The organism is Brachybacterium sp. NBEC-018, assembly GCF_024860185.1.
Lineage (GTDB): Bacteria > Actinomycetota > Actinomycetes > Actinomycetales > Dermabacteraceae > Brachybacterium > Brachybacterium rhamnosum.
The window spans coordinates 1,303,352-1,316,998 of record NZ_CP100650.1; the positions used below are offsets into that span (position 1 = coordinate 1,303,352).

General features: G+C 74.5%; 10 protein-coding genes and 1 riboswitch. Of the genes, 9 read left to right on the top strand and 1 reads right to left on the bottom strand.

All coding sequences use genetic code 11. The features are described from left to right. Positions 1–73 precede the first annotated feature (73 nt). From NLU66_RS05775 to ribH, 7 genes are all read left to right on the top strand, one after another. Positions 74–1,054 carry a formylglycine-generating enzyme family protein gene (locus NLU66_RS05775; protein WP_259361991.1) on the top strand — a complete coding sequence of 327 codons (981 nt, stop codon included), beginning with the start codon at positions 74–76 and terminating at the stop codon, positions 1,052–1,054. Beyond that, on the top strand, positions 1,051–1,413 hold the full coding sequence (locus tag NLU66_RS05780) for a YidH family protein (protein ID WP_259361992.1): 363 nt from the start codon (positions 1,051–1,053) through the stop codon (positions 1,411–1,413). The genes NLU66_RS05775 and NLU66_RS05780 overlap by 4 nt, the downstream gene beginning before the upstream one ends. After that, entirely contained in the window at positions 1,410–1,778 is a 369-nt protein-coding gene (locus tag NLU66_RS05785; protein ID WP_259361993.1) for a DUF202 domain-containing protein, read from the top strand. Before NLU66_RS05780 ends, NLU66_RS05785 begins: the two co-directional genes overlap by 4 nt. 175 nt (positions 1,779–1,953) lie before the next feature. Then, positions 1,954–2,081, top strand: a riboswitch (FMN riboswitch). A gap of 107 nt (positions 2,082–2,188) precedes the next feature. Next, a complete protein-coding gene (ribD, locus tag NLU66_RS05790; RefSeq protein ID WP_323374470.1) occupies positions 2,189–3,358 on the top strand; it encodes a bifunctional diaminohydroxyphosphoribosylaminopyrimidine deaminase/5-amino-6-(5-phosphoribosylamino)uracil reductase RibD in 1,170 nt (389 codons plus the stop codon). Positions 3,359–3,464: 106 nt separating this feature from the next. Next, complete coding sequence (locus NLU66_RS05795; protein WP_259361994.1) at positions 3,465–4,100, top strand: riboflavin synthase; 636 nt, start codon at positions 3,465–3,467, stop codon at positions 4,098–4,100. Next, complete coding sequence (gene ribA, locus NLU66_RS05800; protein WP_259361995.1) at positions 4,097–5,578, top strand: GTP cyclohydrolase II; 1,482 nt, start codon at positions 4,097–4,099, stop codon at positions 5,576–5,578. Before NLU66_RS05795 ends, ribA begins: the two co-directional genes overlap by 4 nt. Next, positions 5,575–6,042: a 6,7-dimethyl-8-ribityllumazine synthase gene (ribH, locus tag NLU66_RS05805; protein WP_259361996.1), complete on the top strand. Its 468-nt coding sequence runs from the start codon at positions 5,575–5,577 to the stop codon at positions 6,040–6,042. The genes ribA and ribH overlap by 4 nt, the downstream gene beginning before the upstream one ends. A 333-nt stretch (positions 6,043–6,375) precedes the next feature. Here the strand turns inward: ribH and NLU66_RS05810 are convergent, their stop codons facing one another. After that, positions 6,376–7,758 carry an NAD(P)/FAD-dependent oxidoreductase gene (locus NLU66_RS05810; RefSeq protein ID WP_259361997.1) on the bottom strand — a complete coding sequence of 461 codons (1,383 nt, stop codon included), beginning with the start codon at positions 7,756–7,758 and terminating at the stop codon, positions 6,376–6,378. Positions 7,759–8,224: 466 nt separating this feature from the next. Here NLU66_RS05810 and NLU66_RS05815 point away from each other — a divergent pair, with 466 nt between their 5' ends. After that, entirely contained in the window at positions 8,225–10,777 is a 2,553-nt protein-coding gene (locus NLU66_RS05815; RefSeq protein ID WP_259361998.1) for a 5'-nucleotidase C-terminal domain-containing protein, read from the top strand. A gap of 108 nt (positions 10,778–10,885) precedes the next feature. Further along, complete coding sequence (locus NLU66_RS05820; RefSeq protein ID WP_259361999.1) at positions 10,886–13,582, top strand: ExeM/NucH family extracellular endonuclease; 2,697 nt, start codon at positions 10,886–10,888, stop codon at positions 13,580–13,582. Positions 13,583–13,647 lie beyond the last annotated feature (65 nt).

A 13,647-nucleotide genomic window follows, 5' to 3' on the forward strand; every position in this document is an offset into this window, starting at 1 on the left:
CGGCGTGACGAATCGCGAGGGACGGAGCACGGTGCAGGTGGAGGACACGCGAGGATGCGGATGCGGCTGCGGCATGCCGTCGAGGGAGCAGTCCCTCGGCATCGGTGAGAGGCCCCCGTCGGCCGCCGCCCCCTCCGGCACCCCCGCCCCGGGCCGCCATCGGATCGCGCAGGCCACCGTTCCTGCGGGGACTTTCACGATGGGCGACTCCTCGGGTGACCGGAACCGGGCCGACGGCGAGGTGCCCCGCCACGAGGTGCGCCTGAGCGGCTTCGAGATCGACGCCACCACCGTCACCAACGCGGACTTCGCCCGCTTCGTCGACGCGACCGGGTACCGCACCGAGGCCGAGGTCTTCGGCTACTCCGCCGTCTTCCACCTCGCGATCACCGCGCCCGAGCAGGACCTCATGCCGCCCGCCGCCGGCACCCCCTGGTGGCGCGGTGTCCACGGCGCGACCTGGCGCCGTCCCGGCGGCGCCGGGTCGAGCCTCCACGGCCTCGAGGACCACCCCGTCGTGCACGTGAGCTGGAACGACGCCCGGGCCTACTGCGACTGGGCCGGGCGCCGCCTGCCCACCGAGGCGGAATGGGAGTACGCCGCGCGCGGCGGCATCGACGGCGCGAAGTACCCCTGGGGCGACGCCGAGGTGGACGAGGGCGGCTGGCGCGCCAACATCTGGCAGGGCGAGTTCCCGCGCATCAACACCCTCGAGGACGGCCACCTCACCACCGCCCCCGTGCGCAGCTACCAGCCCAACGGCTACGGGCTCTGGCAGCCCGTGGGCAACGTGTGGGAGTGGTGCGAGGACCGCTTCCACCCCGCCACCTACCGCCGGCCCGGGCAGAGCGGGGAGATCGTCGACCCCACCGGCCCCGAGGACGGCGAGGAGCGCGTGCTGCGCGGCGGCAGCTACCTCTGCCACGACTCCTACTGCAACCGGTACCGCAACGCCGCCCGCTCCCGGAACACCCCGGACTCCTCGATGGGCAACGCCGGGTTCCGCACCGTCGCGCTCCGCCCGACCGACGCCCCCAGCAGGGAGGACTCATGACCGACCAGCGCCGCTTCCCCGCCTCCGTGTACCGCGAGGGGGAGGAGCCCGATCCCCGCTTCAGCCTCGCCAACGAGCGCACCTTCCTCGCCTGGGTGCGCACCGCCCTCGCGCTCTACGCCGGGGCCTTCGCCCTCGAGGCGCTCGCGATCCCCGAGCCGATGGTGTGGCGCGCCTCCGCCGCCGCGGTGTTCCTCGTGCTCGGCACGATCGCCGCGCTGCAGGCCTGGTGGGGATGGCGGCAGACGGAACGCGCCCTGCGCCGCGGCCTCCCGCTGCCGGGGCTCGGCGCGGGCGGCGTGCTCGTCGCGGGCGTCGTGCTCGCCGCCGCGCTCGTCGCCCTCGGGATGTGGGTGTGACCAGGAGCGGCGACGCTCCCGGGGACGCCGCGGGAGCCGTCTTCGACCCGGGCCTGCAGCCCGAGCGCACCCTCCTCGCCTGGCGCCGCACCTGCCTCTCCTTCGCCGTGGGCAGCCTCGTCGCCATGCGCTTCGCGCTCGACGCGCTGGGCCCGCTCGCCGTGGTGGGCGGTGTGCTCGGCGCCGCCCTCTCGGTGCTCGCCTACCTGCTCGCCGCGACCGGGTACCGCCGCGCGCACCGCTCGCTCACCGCGCAGGGGGCGCTGACCCGCAGCGGCCTGCCGATGCTGCTCGCGACCCTCGCGGTGCTCGCGATCGGGGCGATGGGCGCCGCCTTCCTGGTGCACGGCGGCCTCGGCGGCTGAGCGTCGCCGTCCCGCGCGGGCACGGTGCCCGGTCGCGATCGGGGCCGGTCCGCGGGCGGCCCCGTCGGCCCTGTTCCGCGGGTCGTCCCGCCCGCCCGCGGGCGATCGGATGTTCATCGGCCGACACCGCCGCGACGCCGGCTCCCGGCCGGTGCTAACGTGTCCGGCGAATGAACCACATTCTCCGGGGTCAGTGAAACTCTGAGCCGGCGGTGACAGTCCGCGACCCAGCTCCTTCGGGAACTGGTTGACCTGGTGGAACTCCAGGACCGACGGTGAAAGTCCGGATGGGAGGAGATGTGGCGTCGCCCAGGCGACGCCTGGTGCACCCTGCGTCGACCCCCGGCGTCGTCCATGGCCCTGTGCACGCTCCAGGCCATCTCCCCGGACCGCACTCCGGGAGGACGACCGTGCACGACCCGCACCCTCCGCAGCCCGCCGCCGCAGGCACCGCGCCGCTGCCCGCCACCGTGCTGCCCGCCGCCGAGCACGCCGCGCTGCGGCGCGCCCTCGAGCTCGCCGCCCGCGGCCCCGCCGACACCCCGAACCCGCAGGTCGGCTGTGTGCTCCTCGCCCCCGACGGGACGACCCTCGGCGAGGGCCATCACCGCGGCGCGGGCACCCCGCACGCCGAGGCCGACGCCCTCGCGGACGCCGCCGCCCGCGGCCACGACCCCCGCGGCGGCACCGCCGTCGTCACCCTCGAGCCCTGCCGCCACACCGGCCGCACCGGCCCCTGCGCCCGCGCCCTCCGCGAGGCGGGCGTGGCCCGCGTCGTCTTCGCCCTGCCCGATCCGGGCGCGGCCGAGGGCGGCGGCGGGGCCGAGCTCGCCGCCGCCGGCATCGACGTCGCCGGCGGCCCCGCGGCCGTGGGGGAGGAGCTCGCAGAATCGGCCCTCGACCTCATCGGCCCCTGGTACGCGCGCGCCGCCCGGCCTGCCGTGCACGTGATCCTCAAGACCGCGACCACGCTCGACGGCCGCGTCGCCGCCGCGGACAGCACGAGCCGCTGGATCACCGGCCCCGCCGCCCGCGAGCACGCCCACCGGGTGCGCGCGGGCGTCGACGCGATCGTCGTGGGCACCGGGACCGTCCTCGCCGACGACCCCGCCCTCACCGCCCGCCCCACCGGGGAGCCCGGTATCGCCCCCGGCTCACCGTCGGCCCTGCCGTCCGGTGAGCCCGACGCACCGCACCGGCCGCTGAGAGTCGCCGTCGGCCGCCGGCCCGTGCCCGCGACGGCGCGGATCCGCGGATCCGACGGCCGCTTCCTGCAGGTGACCACGCACGACCCGGCGCTCGTGATCGCCCACCTCGCCGCCCGCGGCGTGCGCCGCCTCGTCCTCGAGGGCGGCCCGCAGCTCGCGACGGCCTTCCTCCGCGCGGGCGCCGTCGACGAGCTCCACGCCTACCTGGCCCCCGTGCACCTCGGCGCGGGCGCCGCCGCCGTCGGCGACCTCGGCGTCACCACGATCGGCGAGGCGCTGCGCTGGCGCACCGAGCACGTCGAGCGCCTCGGCGAGGACGTGCTGCTCATCGCCCGCACGGCGACCGGCGACCCCGCCGCCGGCCACCCCTGACACCCCGCGCCGCCGTCGGGTCCGACCGGCCCGTCGGCCCCGCCATCCGCCACCACCGACAGCTCGCCCCACCACCACCCCGCCCGACCCCACCGAAGGAGACCCCATGTTCACCGGCATCGTCGAGGAGATCGGCACCCTCACCTCCCTCACCCCGCAGCCCGACGGCTCCGCCCGCCTGCTCCTGACCGGCCCGCTCGCCGCCTCCGACGCCGGCCTCGGCGACTCGATCGCCGTGGACGGCGTGTGCCTCACCGTCGTCGACCTGCCCGGCGACGGCAGCTTCGCCGTGGACGCCGTCCCGGAGACCCTGCGCCGCACCGCGCTCGGCGAGAAGGCCGCCGGCGCCCCCGTCAACCTCGAGCGCTCCCTTCGCGCCGACTCCCGCCTGGGCGGCCACATCGTCCAGGGGCACGTCGACGGCGTGGGCCGCCTCCTCTCCCGCCGCGGCGAAGGCCGCTGGGAGGACCTCCTGTTCTCCCTGCCCGCGGAGATCGCGCCGCTCGTCGCGGAGAAGGGCGCCGTGACCGTCTCCGGCGTCTCCCTCACCGTGACCTCCGCCGGGGCGGACTCCTTCGGCGTCTCCCTCATCCCCGCGACGCTCGAGGCGACGACCCTCGGCACGCTCCGCGAGGGCGACGCCGTGAACCTCGAGGTCGACGTCATCGCCCGCTACGTCGCCCGCCTCACCGGCTTCACCAGCAGCACCGCCGACGGCGCCGCGGAGGGGGAGGGACGATGACCGAGCACGGCACGACCCGCCCCACCGACGGCGCCCCCGTCGGAGGTCCCGCCCCCGGGCCCGTGGACGACGAGCGCTCGGCCCGCATCGCCCGCGCCCTCGCCGAGCTGCGCGAGGGCCGCCCCGTGCTCGTCGCCGACTCCGCGGAGCGCGAGAACGAGGTCGACGTCATCCTCTCCGCCGCCCTCGCCACCCCCGACTGGGTCGCCTGGACGGTCCGGCACTCCTCCGGCTACCTGTGCGCGCCGCTGCCCGCGGAGCTCGCCGACCGCCTCGAGCTGCCGCTCATGGTCCCGCGCACCCGCGACCCGCTGCGCACCGCCTACACGGTGAGCGTCGACGCCGCCCAGGGCGTCACGACCGGGATCTCCGCCGCGGACCGCACCCGCACCCTGCGCGCCCTCGCCGCGGCCGACGCCGGACCCGAGGACCTCATCCGCCCCGGTCACGTGCTGCCGCTGCGCGCGGTCGCCGGCGGGGTGCGCGAGCGGCCCGGCCACACCGAGGCCGCCGTGGACCTGTGCCGCCTCGCGGGCCTGCCGCCCATCGGCATGATCTGCGAGCTCGTGCGGGACGACGGCGAGGTCATGCGCCTGCCCGAGGCGGAGCGCCTCGCCGAGCAGCACGGCCTCGCCCTCATCACGATCGCCGATCTCGCCGCGGACCTCGACGCCCGGGCGACCGCCGCGACCCGCGCCGCCGTGCCCGTGCCCGGCGCCGCGGAGCCCGCCCCGCGCGTGCACCGCGTCGCCACCGCCCAGCTGCCCACCCGGCACGGCGCGCTCACCGTGCACGCCTACCGCGACCGCCGCACCGGCGCCGAGCACCTCGCCCTCGTGGCCGGGGAGATCGGACCCGACGCCGTCACGACCGTGCGCGTGCACTCCGAGTGCCTGACGGGGGAGGCGCTGGGCTCGCTGCGCTGCGACTGCGGCCCCCAGCTCGACGCCGCCCTCGCCACGATCGCCCGCGACGGCGGCGCGGTCGTCTACCTGCGTGGCCACGAGGGCCGCGGGATCGGCCTCGCCGAGAAGATCGCCGCCTACGCCCTGCAGGACCAGGGGCGGGACACCGTCAGCGCGAACCTCGAGCTGGGCTGGCCCGCCGAGGCCCGCGAGTACGGCGCCGCCGCCGCGATCCTGCAGGACCTCGGCGCGACCCGCGTGGACCTGCTGACCAACAACCCGGACAAGGCCGCGCAGCTCACCGAGCACGGCGTGGGCGTCGAGCAGGTCTCGCCGCTCGTGGTGGGCGTGGTCCCCGAGAACGCCGCCTACCTGCGCACCAAGGCCGAGGAGATGGGCCACCGCCTCCCGCCCGACTTGTTCGGCCCCACCGGACCCTCGAGCCCCACCGGACCCTCGAGCCCCACCGGACCCTCGAGCCCCACCACCCCCGACATCACCACCCCCGACACCCCTCGACCCGACACCACCACTCCCGACACCACCACCCCCACGGAAGGACCCCACTCATGAGCAAGGCCGGAGCCCCCGCCCTCACCCCCGACGGCCACGGCCGTCACGTCGTCATCGTCGCCGCGAGCTGGCACGACACGATCATGGATGCCCTAGTCGCCGGTGCGCAGCGCGCCCTCGACGCCGCCGGCGCCACCCACGAGCTGCTGCGCGTGCCCGGTTCCTTCGAGCTGCCGCTCGGCGCCCTCCGCGCGGCCGAGGGGGCCGACGGCGTCGTCGCCCTCGGCACCGTGATCCGCGGCGGCACCCCGCACTTCGAGTACGTCTGCCAGGCCGCGACCCAGGGGCTCATGGACGTCTCGCTGCGCACGGGCAAGCCCGTCGGCTTCGGGCTGCTCACCTGCGACGACGAGCAGCAGGCGCTCGACCGCTCGGGCCTGCCCGGCTCGAGCGAGGACAAGGGCGCGGAGGCCGCGGAGGCCGTCATCGCCCTGCTCGCCGCGCTCCCGGCCCCCACCGCCTGAGCCGCCGGGCGCGTTCTTCCCTGTCCGATTGCGCGCCTGAGTTCCATTTTCGGAAGCCAGGTGCGCAATCGGACATGGTCCGGGAGGGAGCCGCTGTCCGATTGCGCGCCTGAGTTCCCCTTCTGGAACTGGGGCGCGCAAACGGACATCCAGGTGGACCCGGGACCGAGGCCCAGGCCAGGACCCTGGGTCCAGGTCCAGGTCCAGGCCCAACGGGCGGGCGGCACCGGGCACCGAGCCCCGGGCACCGCTCACCGGTCTCCGGTCCCCGGGCATGCGAACGGGGGCGGGGCCAGGGCATCTGCCCCGGCTCCCGCCCCCGTCGTGGGGCGCTCAGGCCTGGTGGTCGGCGCCGAACTTGCGGTGCGGGGCCTGCTCCTCGAACTCGCGGGCCGCGCGCAGCGAGTCGACCTCGCCCACCACCGGGTTCGGCTGGTGGGTGGCGCGCGTGCCGCTGTACAGGGACAGCAGGTTCATGGCGACGGCGCGCTGGTTGCGGTGGCCGAGCAACTTCGTCACGTGGACGCCGAGCCACGCGAACCAGCCGACGGTGCCGTTGAGACCGATCGAGCCGACGCCCGGGAGCTCCGGCATCTCGGTGATCGCGGCGTGGCGGCCGATGGTCGCCATGGTGCCGAGGTCGACGTAGCGGAACGGCTTCTTGGCCTTGCCGGCGACGTCGGCCGCGATCGCGCGGGCCACGGCGCGGCCGGCCTGGATGGCGGGCTGGGCGAGCTGGGGGAGGGCGTCGTCGCCGCCGGCGATATCACCCGCGGCGAACACGCCCGGGAAGCCCTTGACCTCGAGGTTCTCGTCGACGTCGAGGCGGCCGCGCTTGTCCTGGGGCAGGCCCCAGGTCTTCACGACGTCGGCGATGGCGACGCCCGCGGCCCAGATGGTGATGTCGGATTCGAGGACGGTGTCGTCGTCGAGGGTCACGTAGTCGTAGCCCACGGACTTCACGCCGTGGCCGAGGCACAGGTGCACGCCGCGGTCCTCGAGCTCGTGCGCCGCGTACTCGCGGAACTCCTCGCGGAACTCCTTGATGAGCTCGTCGCCGCGCTGCACGAGGCGGATGCGCAGGGTGCCCGGGTCGATCTCCGGGTAGAGGATGTCGAGCTCCTGCTGGCGGAAGTCCGCGAGCGCGCCGGCGATCTCGACACCGGTGGGGCCGCCGCCCACGATCGAGACGTGCAGCAGGTCCCCGTCGCGGGCGCGGCTCGCGCGCTCGAGCTCGGAGAACACGCGGTCGCGGATCGCGAGGGCCTGGGAGCGCGTGTACATCGGCATCGCGTGCTCCTCGGCGCCCGGGGTGCCGAAGTAGGTGGTGGTGGCGCCGTTGGCGAGCACGAGGTAGTCGTAGCGCAGGCGCTTCTCGCCGCGCTGGCCCTCGTCGAGGGTGACGACCTTCTGCTCGGGGTCCACGCCGATGACCTCGCCCTGGCGGTAGCGCATGTTGGGGACCTTGAGCGAGAGGCCGCGCAGGAACATGGTGACGTCGCCCGGGTTCAGGCCCGCGGTCGCCACCTGGTAGAGCAGCGGCTGGAAGGTCTTGTAGACGTTGCGGTCGATGAGCGTGACGCGCACGCGGGCGTCCCGCAGGCCCAGCACCGCGTTGGCCCCTGCGAAGCCGCCTCCGATGATCACCACGTGAGGCCAGCTCCCGCCGTCCTTCGCGGGGACGGTGGGGCGACGTGCCAGGAACGGCAACACCATGGGGGAGCTCCTTCGGGATGACGGCGGGAGCCGGTCCGAGCGTGCCGCGTCGGGCGGGCCCATCGTCGAGGGGGTGACGGTCGGTAGGGCGGGACGGCGGTCTGGAGCACCGCGGACGGGGCGCCGGACGCCCTTCCGCGGGAAGTCGCATCGATGCTACCCAATCCGGGCTCCCGGGCCCATCCTCGCAGGCCCGCGATGTGGCTGAGGAGACGGAAGCGGAGGGCCGGCGATGCCCGGCGCTCCGGACGCGGCGGGCCCGCGGGGTGACCGGGCGGGCGCCGACCGCGACACCCGGCTGTCGTGAAGGCGGCATCCGGGCGAACGTTTGATAACGCTCCGGTCACCACCTCGGCGAACGGATCCGGGGCGACCCCGGGGCGGCTTGAATGGACGAGGCCCATGCCACAGCCGCCGTGGTGCCGACCCCTCCGTCCCCGTCTCTCCCCGCGCCAGGAGCCTCTCCATGACCCCCTCGGTCTCGCGCCGACTCGCCCGCCGCACCGCCGCCGGGCTCGGCATCGCCGCCGTCTCCCTCACCACGTTCCTCGGCGCGGGGGTCCCCGCCCTCGCCGCGGGCACGGGCGACCAGGTGACGCTGCTGAACATCAACGACTTCCACGGCCGGATCTCCTCGACCGCGAAGGACCTCGCGTGCACGGTCGTCACCGAGGAGAAGGCGGCGCCGAACTCGGCGCTGCTCTCCGCGGGGGACAACATCGGCGCCTCGGAGTTCGCGTCCTACATCGACGACGACAACCCGACGATCGACTACCTGAACGCCCTCGGCCTCGGCGCGTCGGCCGCCGGCAACCACGAGTACGACAAGGGCTACGACGACTTCACGAACCGCGTGCAGGAGCGGGCGGACTGGCCCTACCTCGCCGCGAACGTCACCAAGGACGGCGCGCCCACCACCGATCCCTATGCGATCGTCGACGCCGGTGACGTGAAGGTCGCCGTCGTCGGCGCCGTCACCCAGGAGACCCCGGGGCTCACCTCCCCGGCCGGCCTGCAGGGCGTCGAGTTCGGCGATCCGGTGGACGGCGTGAACGCCGCGATCGAGGAGCTGCAGGCCTCCGGCGAGCAGTACGACGTGCTCGCCGTCGAGTACCACGAGGGCTCGTCGGGCTCCTCCGACGCCGGCAGCGCGCCCACCCCGACGCCCGTCTTCACGCACCTCGTGGACGACACCTCCGCCGCGGCGGACGTCATCTTCACCGCCCACACGCACCAGTCCTACGTCTACCAGGCGGCTGTGCCCGGCGAGTCCGGCGAGACCCGCCCCGTCGTGCAGACCGGCTCCTACGGCGAGAACCTCGGCAAGGTCACCCTCGAGAAGGCCTCCGACGGCGACTGGGACGTCGTCGCCGACGCCACCGCGCTCGTCCCCACCGAGGGTGCGGACCTCGACGCCTGCGCGGGCGACGCCGCCTACGACTCCGCCGCGACGATCGCGGACGACGCGGCCGCCGCCGGCGAAGAGGCCGCGAAGAAGGAGGTGGGCGACATCGACACCGACGTCACCACCGCCTACGCGCCCGACGGCGCCGAGTACGTGGACGGCGTCTGGACGAAGAAGACGGGCTACACCGGCCGCGGCGACGACCGCGGGAGCTCCTCGGCGCTCTCCGACGAGCTCGCCGACTCGATGGTCTGGGCCACCCAGCAGGACTCCTACTCGGGTGACCGCGCGACGATCGGCGTCATGAACCCCGGCGGCGTGCGCGACAACCTCGCCTACGCCCCCTCCGGCGACGAGGGCAACGGCGTGGTCACCTACGGAGAGGCGAACAACATCGTCCCCTTCGTCAACAACCTCTCCACCACGACCCTCACGGGCGCCCAGTTCAAGGACCTCCTCGAGGAGCAGTGGCAGCTCGACGCGGACGGCAACGTCCCCTCCCGCGGGTACCTGCAGCTCGGCCTCTCCGGCAACGTCGACTACACCTTCGACGAGTCCGCCGCGCAGGGCGAGCACATCACCTCGGTGAGCATCGACGGGAAGCCCCTGGACCCGGAGGCCTCCTACAGCCTCGTCGCCGCGAGCTTCCTCGTGGCCGGCGGCGACAACTTCCACACCTTCGCCAAGGGCACGAACACCAAGGACACGGGCCTGCTGGACCGTGACGCGTGGATCAGCTACCTCGGCAAGCACCGCGGCCTCAAGGCCGACTACTCCCAGCGCGGCATCGGCGTGCAGATCACGGCCGGCACCGGATCCTCGATCGTGCGGCTGACGGGCCTCGAGTCCCGCTCCCTCGGCGCCCCGCAGATCAGCACGGCGACGCTCGAGATCGACGGCGAGACCTTCTCCGCCCCGTACAAGCAGAACAAGGACGGCCAGTGGGGCGCCGATGTGCGCGTCACCCTCCCCGCCGGGGAGCACGAGGGCACCGTCACCGCCGTCCCGGTGACCGGCACCTCGATCACCTTCCCGATCACGCTCGAGACGGAGCCGGTTTCCTTCTCCGACGTGCCCGCGGGCATGCAGTTCTCCGAGGACATCACCTGGGCCGCCGCCCAGGGCTACGTCACCGGCTGGAGCGACGGCACCTATCGGCCGCTGCAGGACGTGAACCGCGACGCGATGGCCGCCTTCCTCTACCGCATGGCGGGCGAGCCGGCCGTGACCCTGCCGAAGACGTCCCCGTTCACGGACGTGACGCCCACGGACCAGCACTACACGGCGATCGTGTGGGCGCAGCAGCAGGGCATCACGACCGGCTGGAGCGACGGCACCTTCCGCCCCACCACCCCGATCGCCCGTGACGCGATGGCCGCGTTCCTGTACCGCTACGCGGGCGAGCCCCGCTACTCGGACCCGGTGAAGGGCCCCTTCGAGGACGTCTCCGCGTCGCGGAAGTACGCCAAGGAGATCGCCTGGCTGCAGTCCACCGGCATCTCGACCGGCTGGAGCGACGGCACGTACCGCCCGCTGAGCCCCATGAAGCGTGACGCGATGGCCGCGTTCATGCACCGCATGGACGACGCCGGCATCGAGTACGTCGAGGACTGACCTCCGCCCCGGCTCCCGGGGGCGGGCCGCCATGCCGGCCCGCCCCCGGGAGCCCTCCTCGCGTCACGCCACCTCCCCTCCGCTGCGTCGTCCCTGCTAGGAGCCCCCATGAGCCCCGCCCGCACCGTCCTCCCGCTGCGCCGCCTCGCCCGCGGCGCGGCCGCCCTCGCCCTCGGCGCCGGCCTCGTGCCCGCCCTCGAGGCCCCGGCCCGCGCCGCCGATCTGCTGCCCCCGGGCGACCTCCGCATCAGCGAGGTCTACGGCGGCGGCGGCAACTCCGGCGCCACCTACACCCACGACTTCGTCGAGCTGCGCAACACCTCCGACGCGCCGATCAGCCTCGACGGCTGGTCCCTGCAGTACGCCGCGAAGGCCGGCGCCTTCTCCACCGGGAACACCCTCCAGCTGACCGGCACCGTCCCCGCGGGCGGCACCTTCCTCGTCCAGCTCGCCCAGGGCAGCGGCGGCACCGAGGCGCTCCCCACCCCGGACCAGACCGGGAGCCTCGCCCTCTCCGGCACCGGCGGCGTCGTCGCGCTGTCGAACGCGAGCGGCACCCTCACCTGCCAGTTCGAGACCTGCGCGGGCGAGACCGCCGTCGTCGACCTGCTCGGCTGGGGCGGCGCCGCGACCTTCGCGGGCACCGCCCCCGCCGCGGCGACCACGAACGCCACCTCCGTCTCCCGCACCGCGGAGACCGGGGACAACGCCGCGGACTTCACCGCGGGCGCTCCCACCCCGCAGTCCTCCGGGGCGGATCCGACGGACCCGACCGATCCGACGGACCCCACCGATCCCACGGGCCCCGTCGAGCCGGGCGCCGTCGTCCCGATCGCGGAGATCCAGGGCACCGGCGCGGCCTCCCCGCTCGCGGGGACCACCGTCACCACCGAGGGTGTCGTCACCGCCGTCTACGCGACGGGCGGCCTGAACGGCTATGTCATCCAGACCGGCGGCACCGGCGGCGACATCGACCCGGCGACCGCGGAGGCCTCGCAGGGCCTGTTCGTGCACTCGCCCGCCACCGTCGGCGACGTCGAGATCGGCCAGGGCGTGAAGGTCACCGGTCAGGTCTCCGAGTACTACGAGGCGACCCAGATCTCCGTCGCCGCGGGCGGCCTCACCACCCCGGACGCCGAGCTCGCGCCCGTCGAGCCGGCCGTCCTCACCGGCGGGTTCCCCACCGATCCCGAGCAGCGCGAGCGGCTCGAGAGCATGCTGATCCTGCCCGCGGAGGGCGACCTCACCGTCACCGATGTCTACGAGACGAACAAGTACGGCGAGGTGGGCCTCGCGATCGGCGACCAGGCCTACCGCCAGCCCGCGGAGACCCTGCGCCCCGGCGCAGAGGCGACCGCCCTCTGCCAGCAGCAGCTCGACGACATGATCCTGCTGGACGACGGGAGGACCACGAACTTCTCCACCGCGACGGACGTGCCGCTGTCCTACCTCTCCACCGAGGAGCCCGTGCGCGTGGGCGCCGGCGTCGGCTTCGAGGAGCCCGTCGTGCTCTCCTACTCCTTCGACACCTGGCGCCTCCAGCCCACGACCCCGTGGGAGTCCTCCGCGACCGACGGCATCAGCTTCGAGGACACCCGCCAGGCGACGCCCGACGAGGTGGGCGGCGACCTCCAGGTGGGCACCTTCAACGTGCTCAACTACTTCACGACCCTCGGCGAGGACACCCCCGGCTGCGAGCCGTACACCGACCGCGCCGGGGAGGGCACCTCGGTGCGCGGCGGCTGCGACCCGCGCGGCGCCTGGGGCCAGGACGACCTCGACCGCCAGCAGTCGAAGATCGTCGACGCGATCTCCACCTCCGGCCTCGACGTCGTGGGCCTCATGGAGATCGAGAACTCCGCGCGCCTCGGGGAGGAGGCCGACGAGGCCACCGCGACCCTCGTCGCCGCGCTGAACGAGGAGGACGGCGCCGGCACCTGGGCGTACGTGCCCACCGCCGCGGCCTACGAGGCCGCCGGATCCGACGCCGGCCAGGACGTCATCTCGAGCGCCCTGATCTACAAGCCCGCCGCGGCCGCCCCGCAGGGCGATGCCGTGGTGCTCGCCGAGGACCCGGCCTTCGCCAACGCCCGTGAGCCGCTCGGCCAGGTGTTCGCGCCCGTCGGCGAGGACAGCGAGGGTCGCGCCGTGCAGGGTGAGCCGTTCTTCTTCGCCGTGAACCACTTCAAGTCCAAGGGCTCGAAGGACGCCGCGGACGCCTCCCTCCCCGCGGATCCGGTGCAGGGCAACTCCCGCACCTCCCGCCTCGCGCAGGCGAACGCCCTGAACGCATGGGTGCAGGAGCAGCAGGAGGCGCTCGGCGTCGAGGACGTGCTGCTGGGCGGCGACTTCAACGCCTACACGCAGGAGGATCCGCTGCAGGTGTTCTACGAGGCCGGCTACACGGACCTCGGCTCCACCTTCGACGAGGACGGCTGGTCCTACAGCTTCGACGGCATGACCGGCTCCCTGGACCACGTGCTCGCCAACGACTCCGCCCGCGAGCGGATCACCGGCGCCACGGACTGGTCGATCAACGGCGCCGAGTCCCCGCTCGCGCTGTACAGCCGCGCGAACACCAACGTCACCGAGCTGTGCCAGGAGGGCCCCTTCGCCTCCTCGGACCACAACCCGATGATCACCGGCCTGGACGCCGAGTTCGCCCCGGCCTCCGGCGGCGGGAACGGGAACGGCAACGGCCACGGGAACGGCCGGGACAACGACAACAAGGGGCCCGGGAAGAACAACGGCACCCCCGGTGGCAGCAACAGCGGCATCGGCAAGGGCAAGGGCCGGCAGGGCTGAGCCCTGACCCCGACCGGTGCTGAGGCCGGGGCGCTCTCGCGGCGCCTCGGCCTGGCCGATGCCGT

What these genes read in the sequence shown, in the direction of transcription:
- NLU66_RS05775 (WP_259361991.1), top strand. Translation starts at nt 74, where the DNA reads ATGCCGTCGAGGGAGCAGTCCCTCGGCATCGGTGAGAGGCCCCCGTCG.
- NLU66_RS05780 (WP_259361992.1), top strand. Translation starts at nt 1,051, where the DNA reads ATGACCGACCAGCGCCGCTTCCCCGCCTCCGTGTACCGCGAGGGGGAG.
- NLU66_RS05795 (WP_259361994.1), top strand. Translation starts at nt 3,465, where the DNA reads ATGTTCACCGGCATCGTCGAGGAGATCGGCACCCTCACCTCCCTCACC.
- ribA (WP_259361995.1), top strand. Translation starts at nt 4,097, where the DNA reads ATGACCGAGCACGGCACGACCCGCCCCACCGACGGCGCCCCCGTCGGA.
- ribH (WP_259361996.1), top strand. Translation starts at nt 5,575, where the DNA reads ATGAGCAAGGCCGGAGCCCCCGCCCTCACCCCCGACGGCCACGGCCGT.
- NLU66_RS05810 (WP_259361997.1), bottom strand. Translation starts at nt 7,758, where the DNA reads ATGGTGTTGCCGTTCCTGGCACGTCGCCCCACCGTCCCCGCGAAGGAC.
- NLU66_RS05815 (WP_259361998.1), top strand. Translation starts at nt 8,225, where the DNA reads ATGACCCCCTCGGTCTCGCGCCGACTCGCCCGCCGCACCGCCGCCGGG.
- NLU66_RS05820 (WP_259361999.1), top strand. Translation starts at nt 10,886, where the DNA reads ATGAGCCCCGCCCGCACCGTCCTCCCGCTGCGCCGCCTCGCCCGCGGC.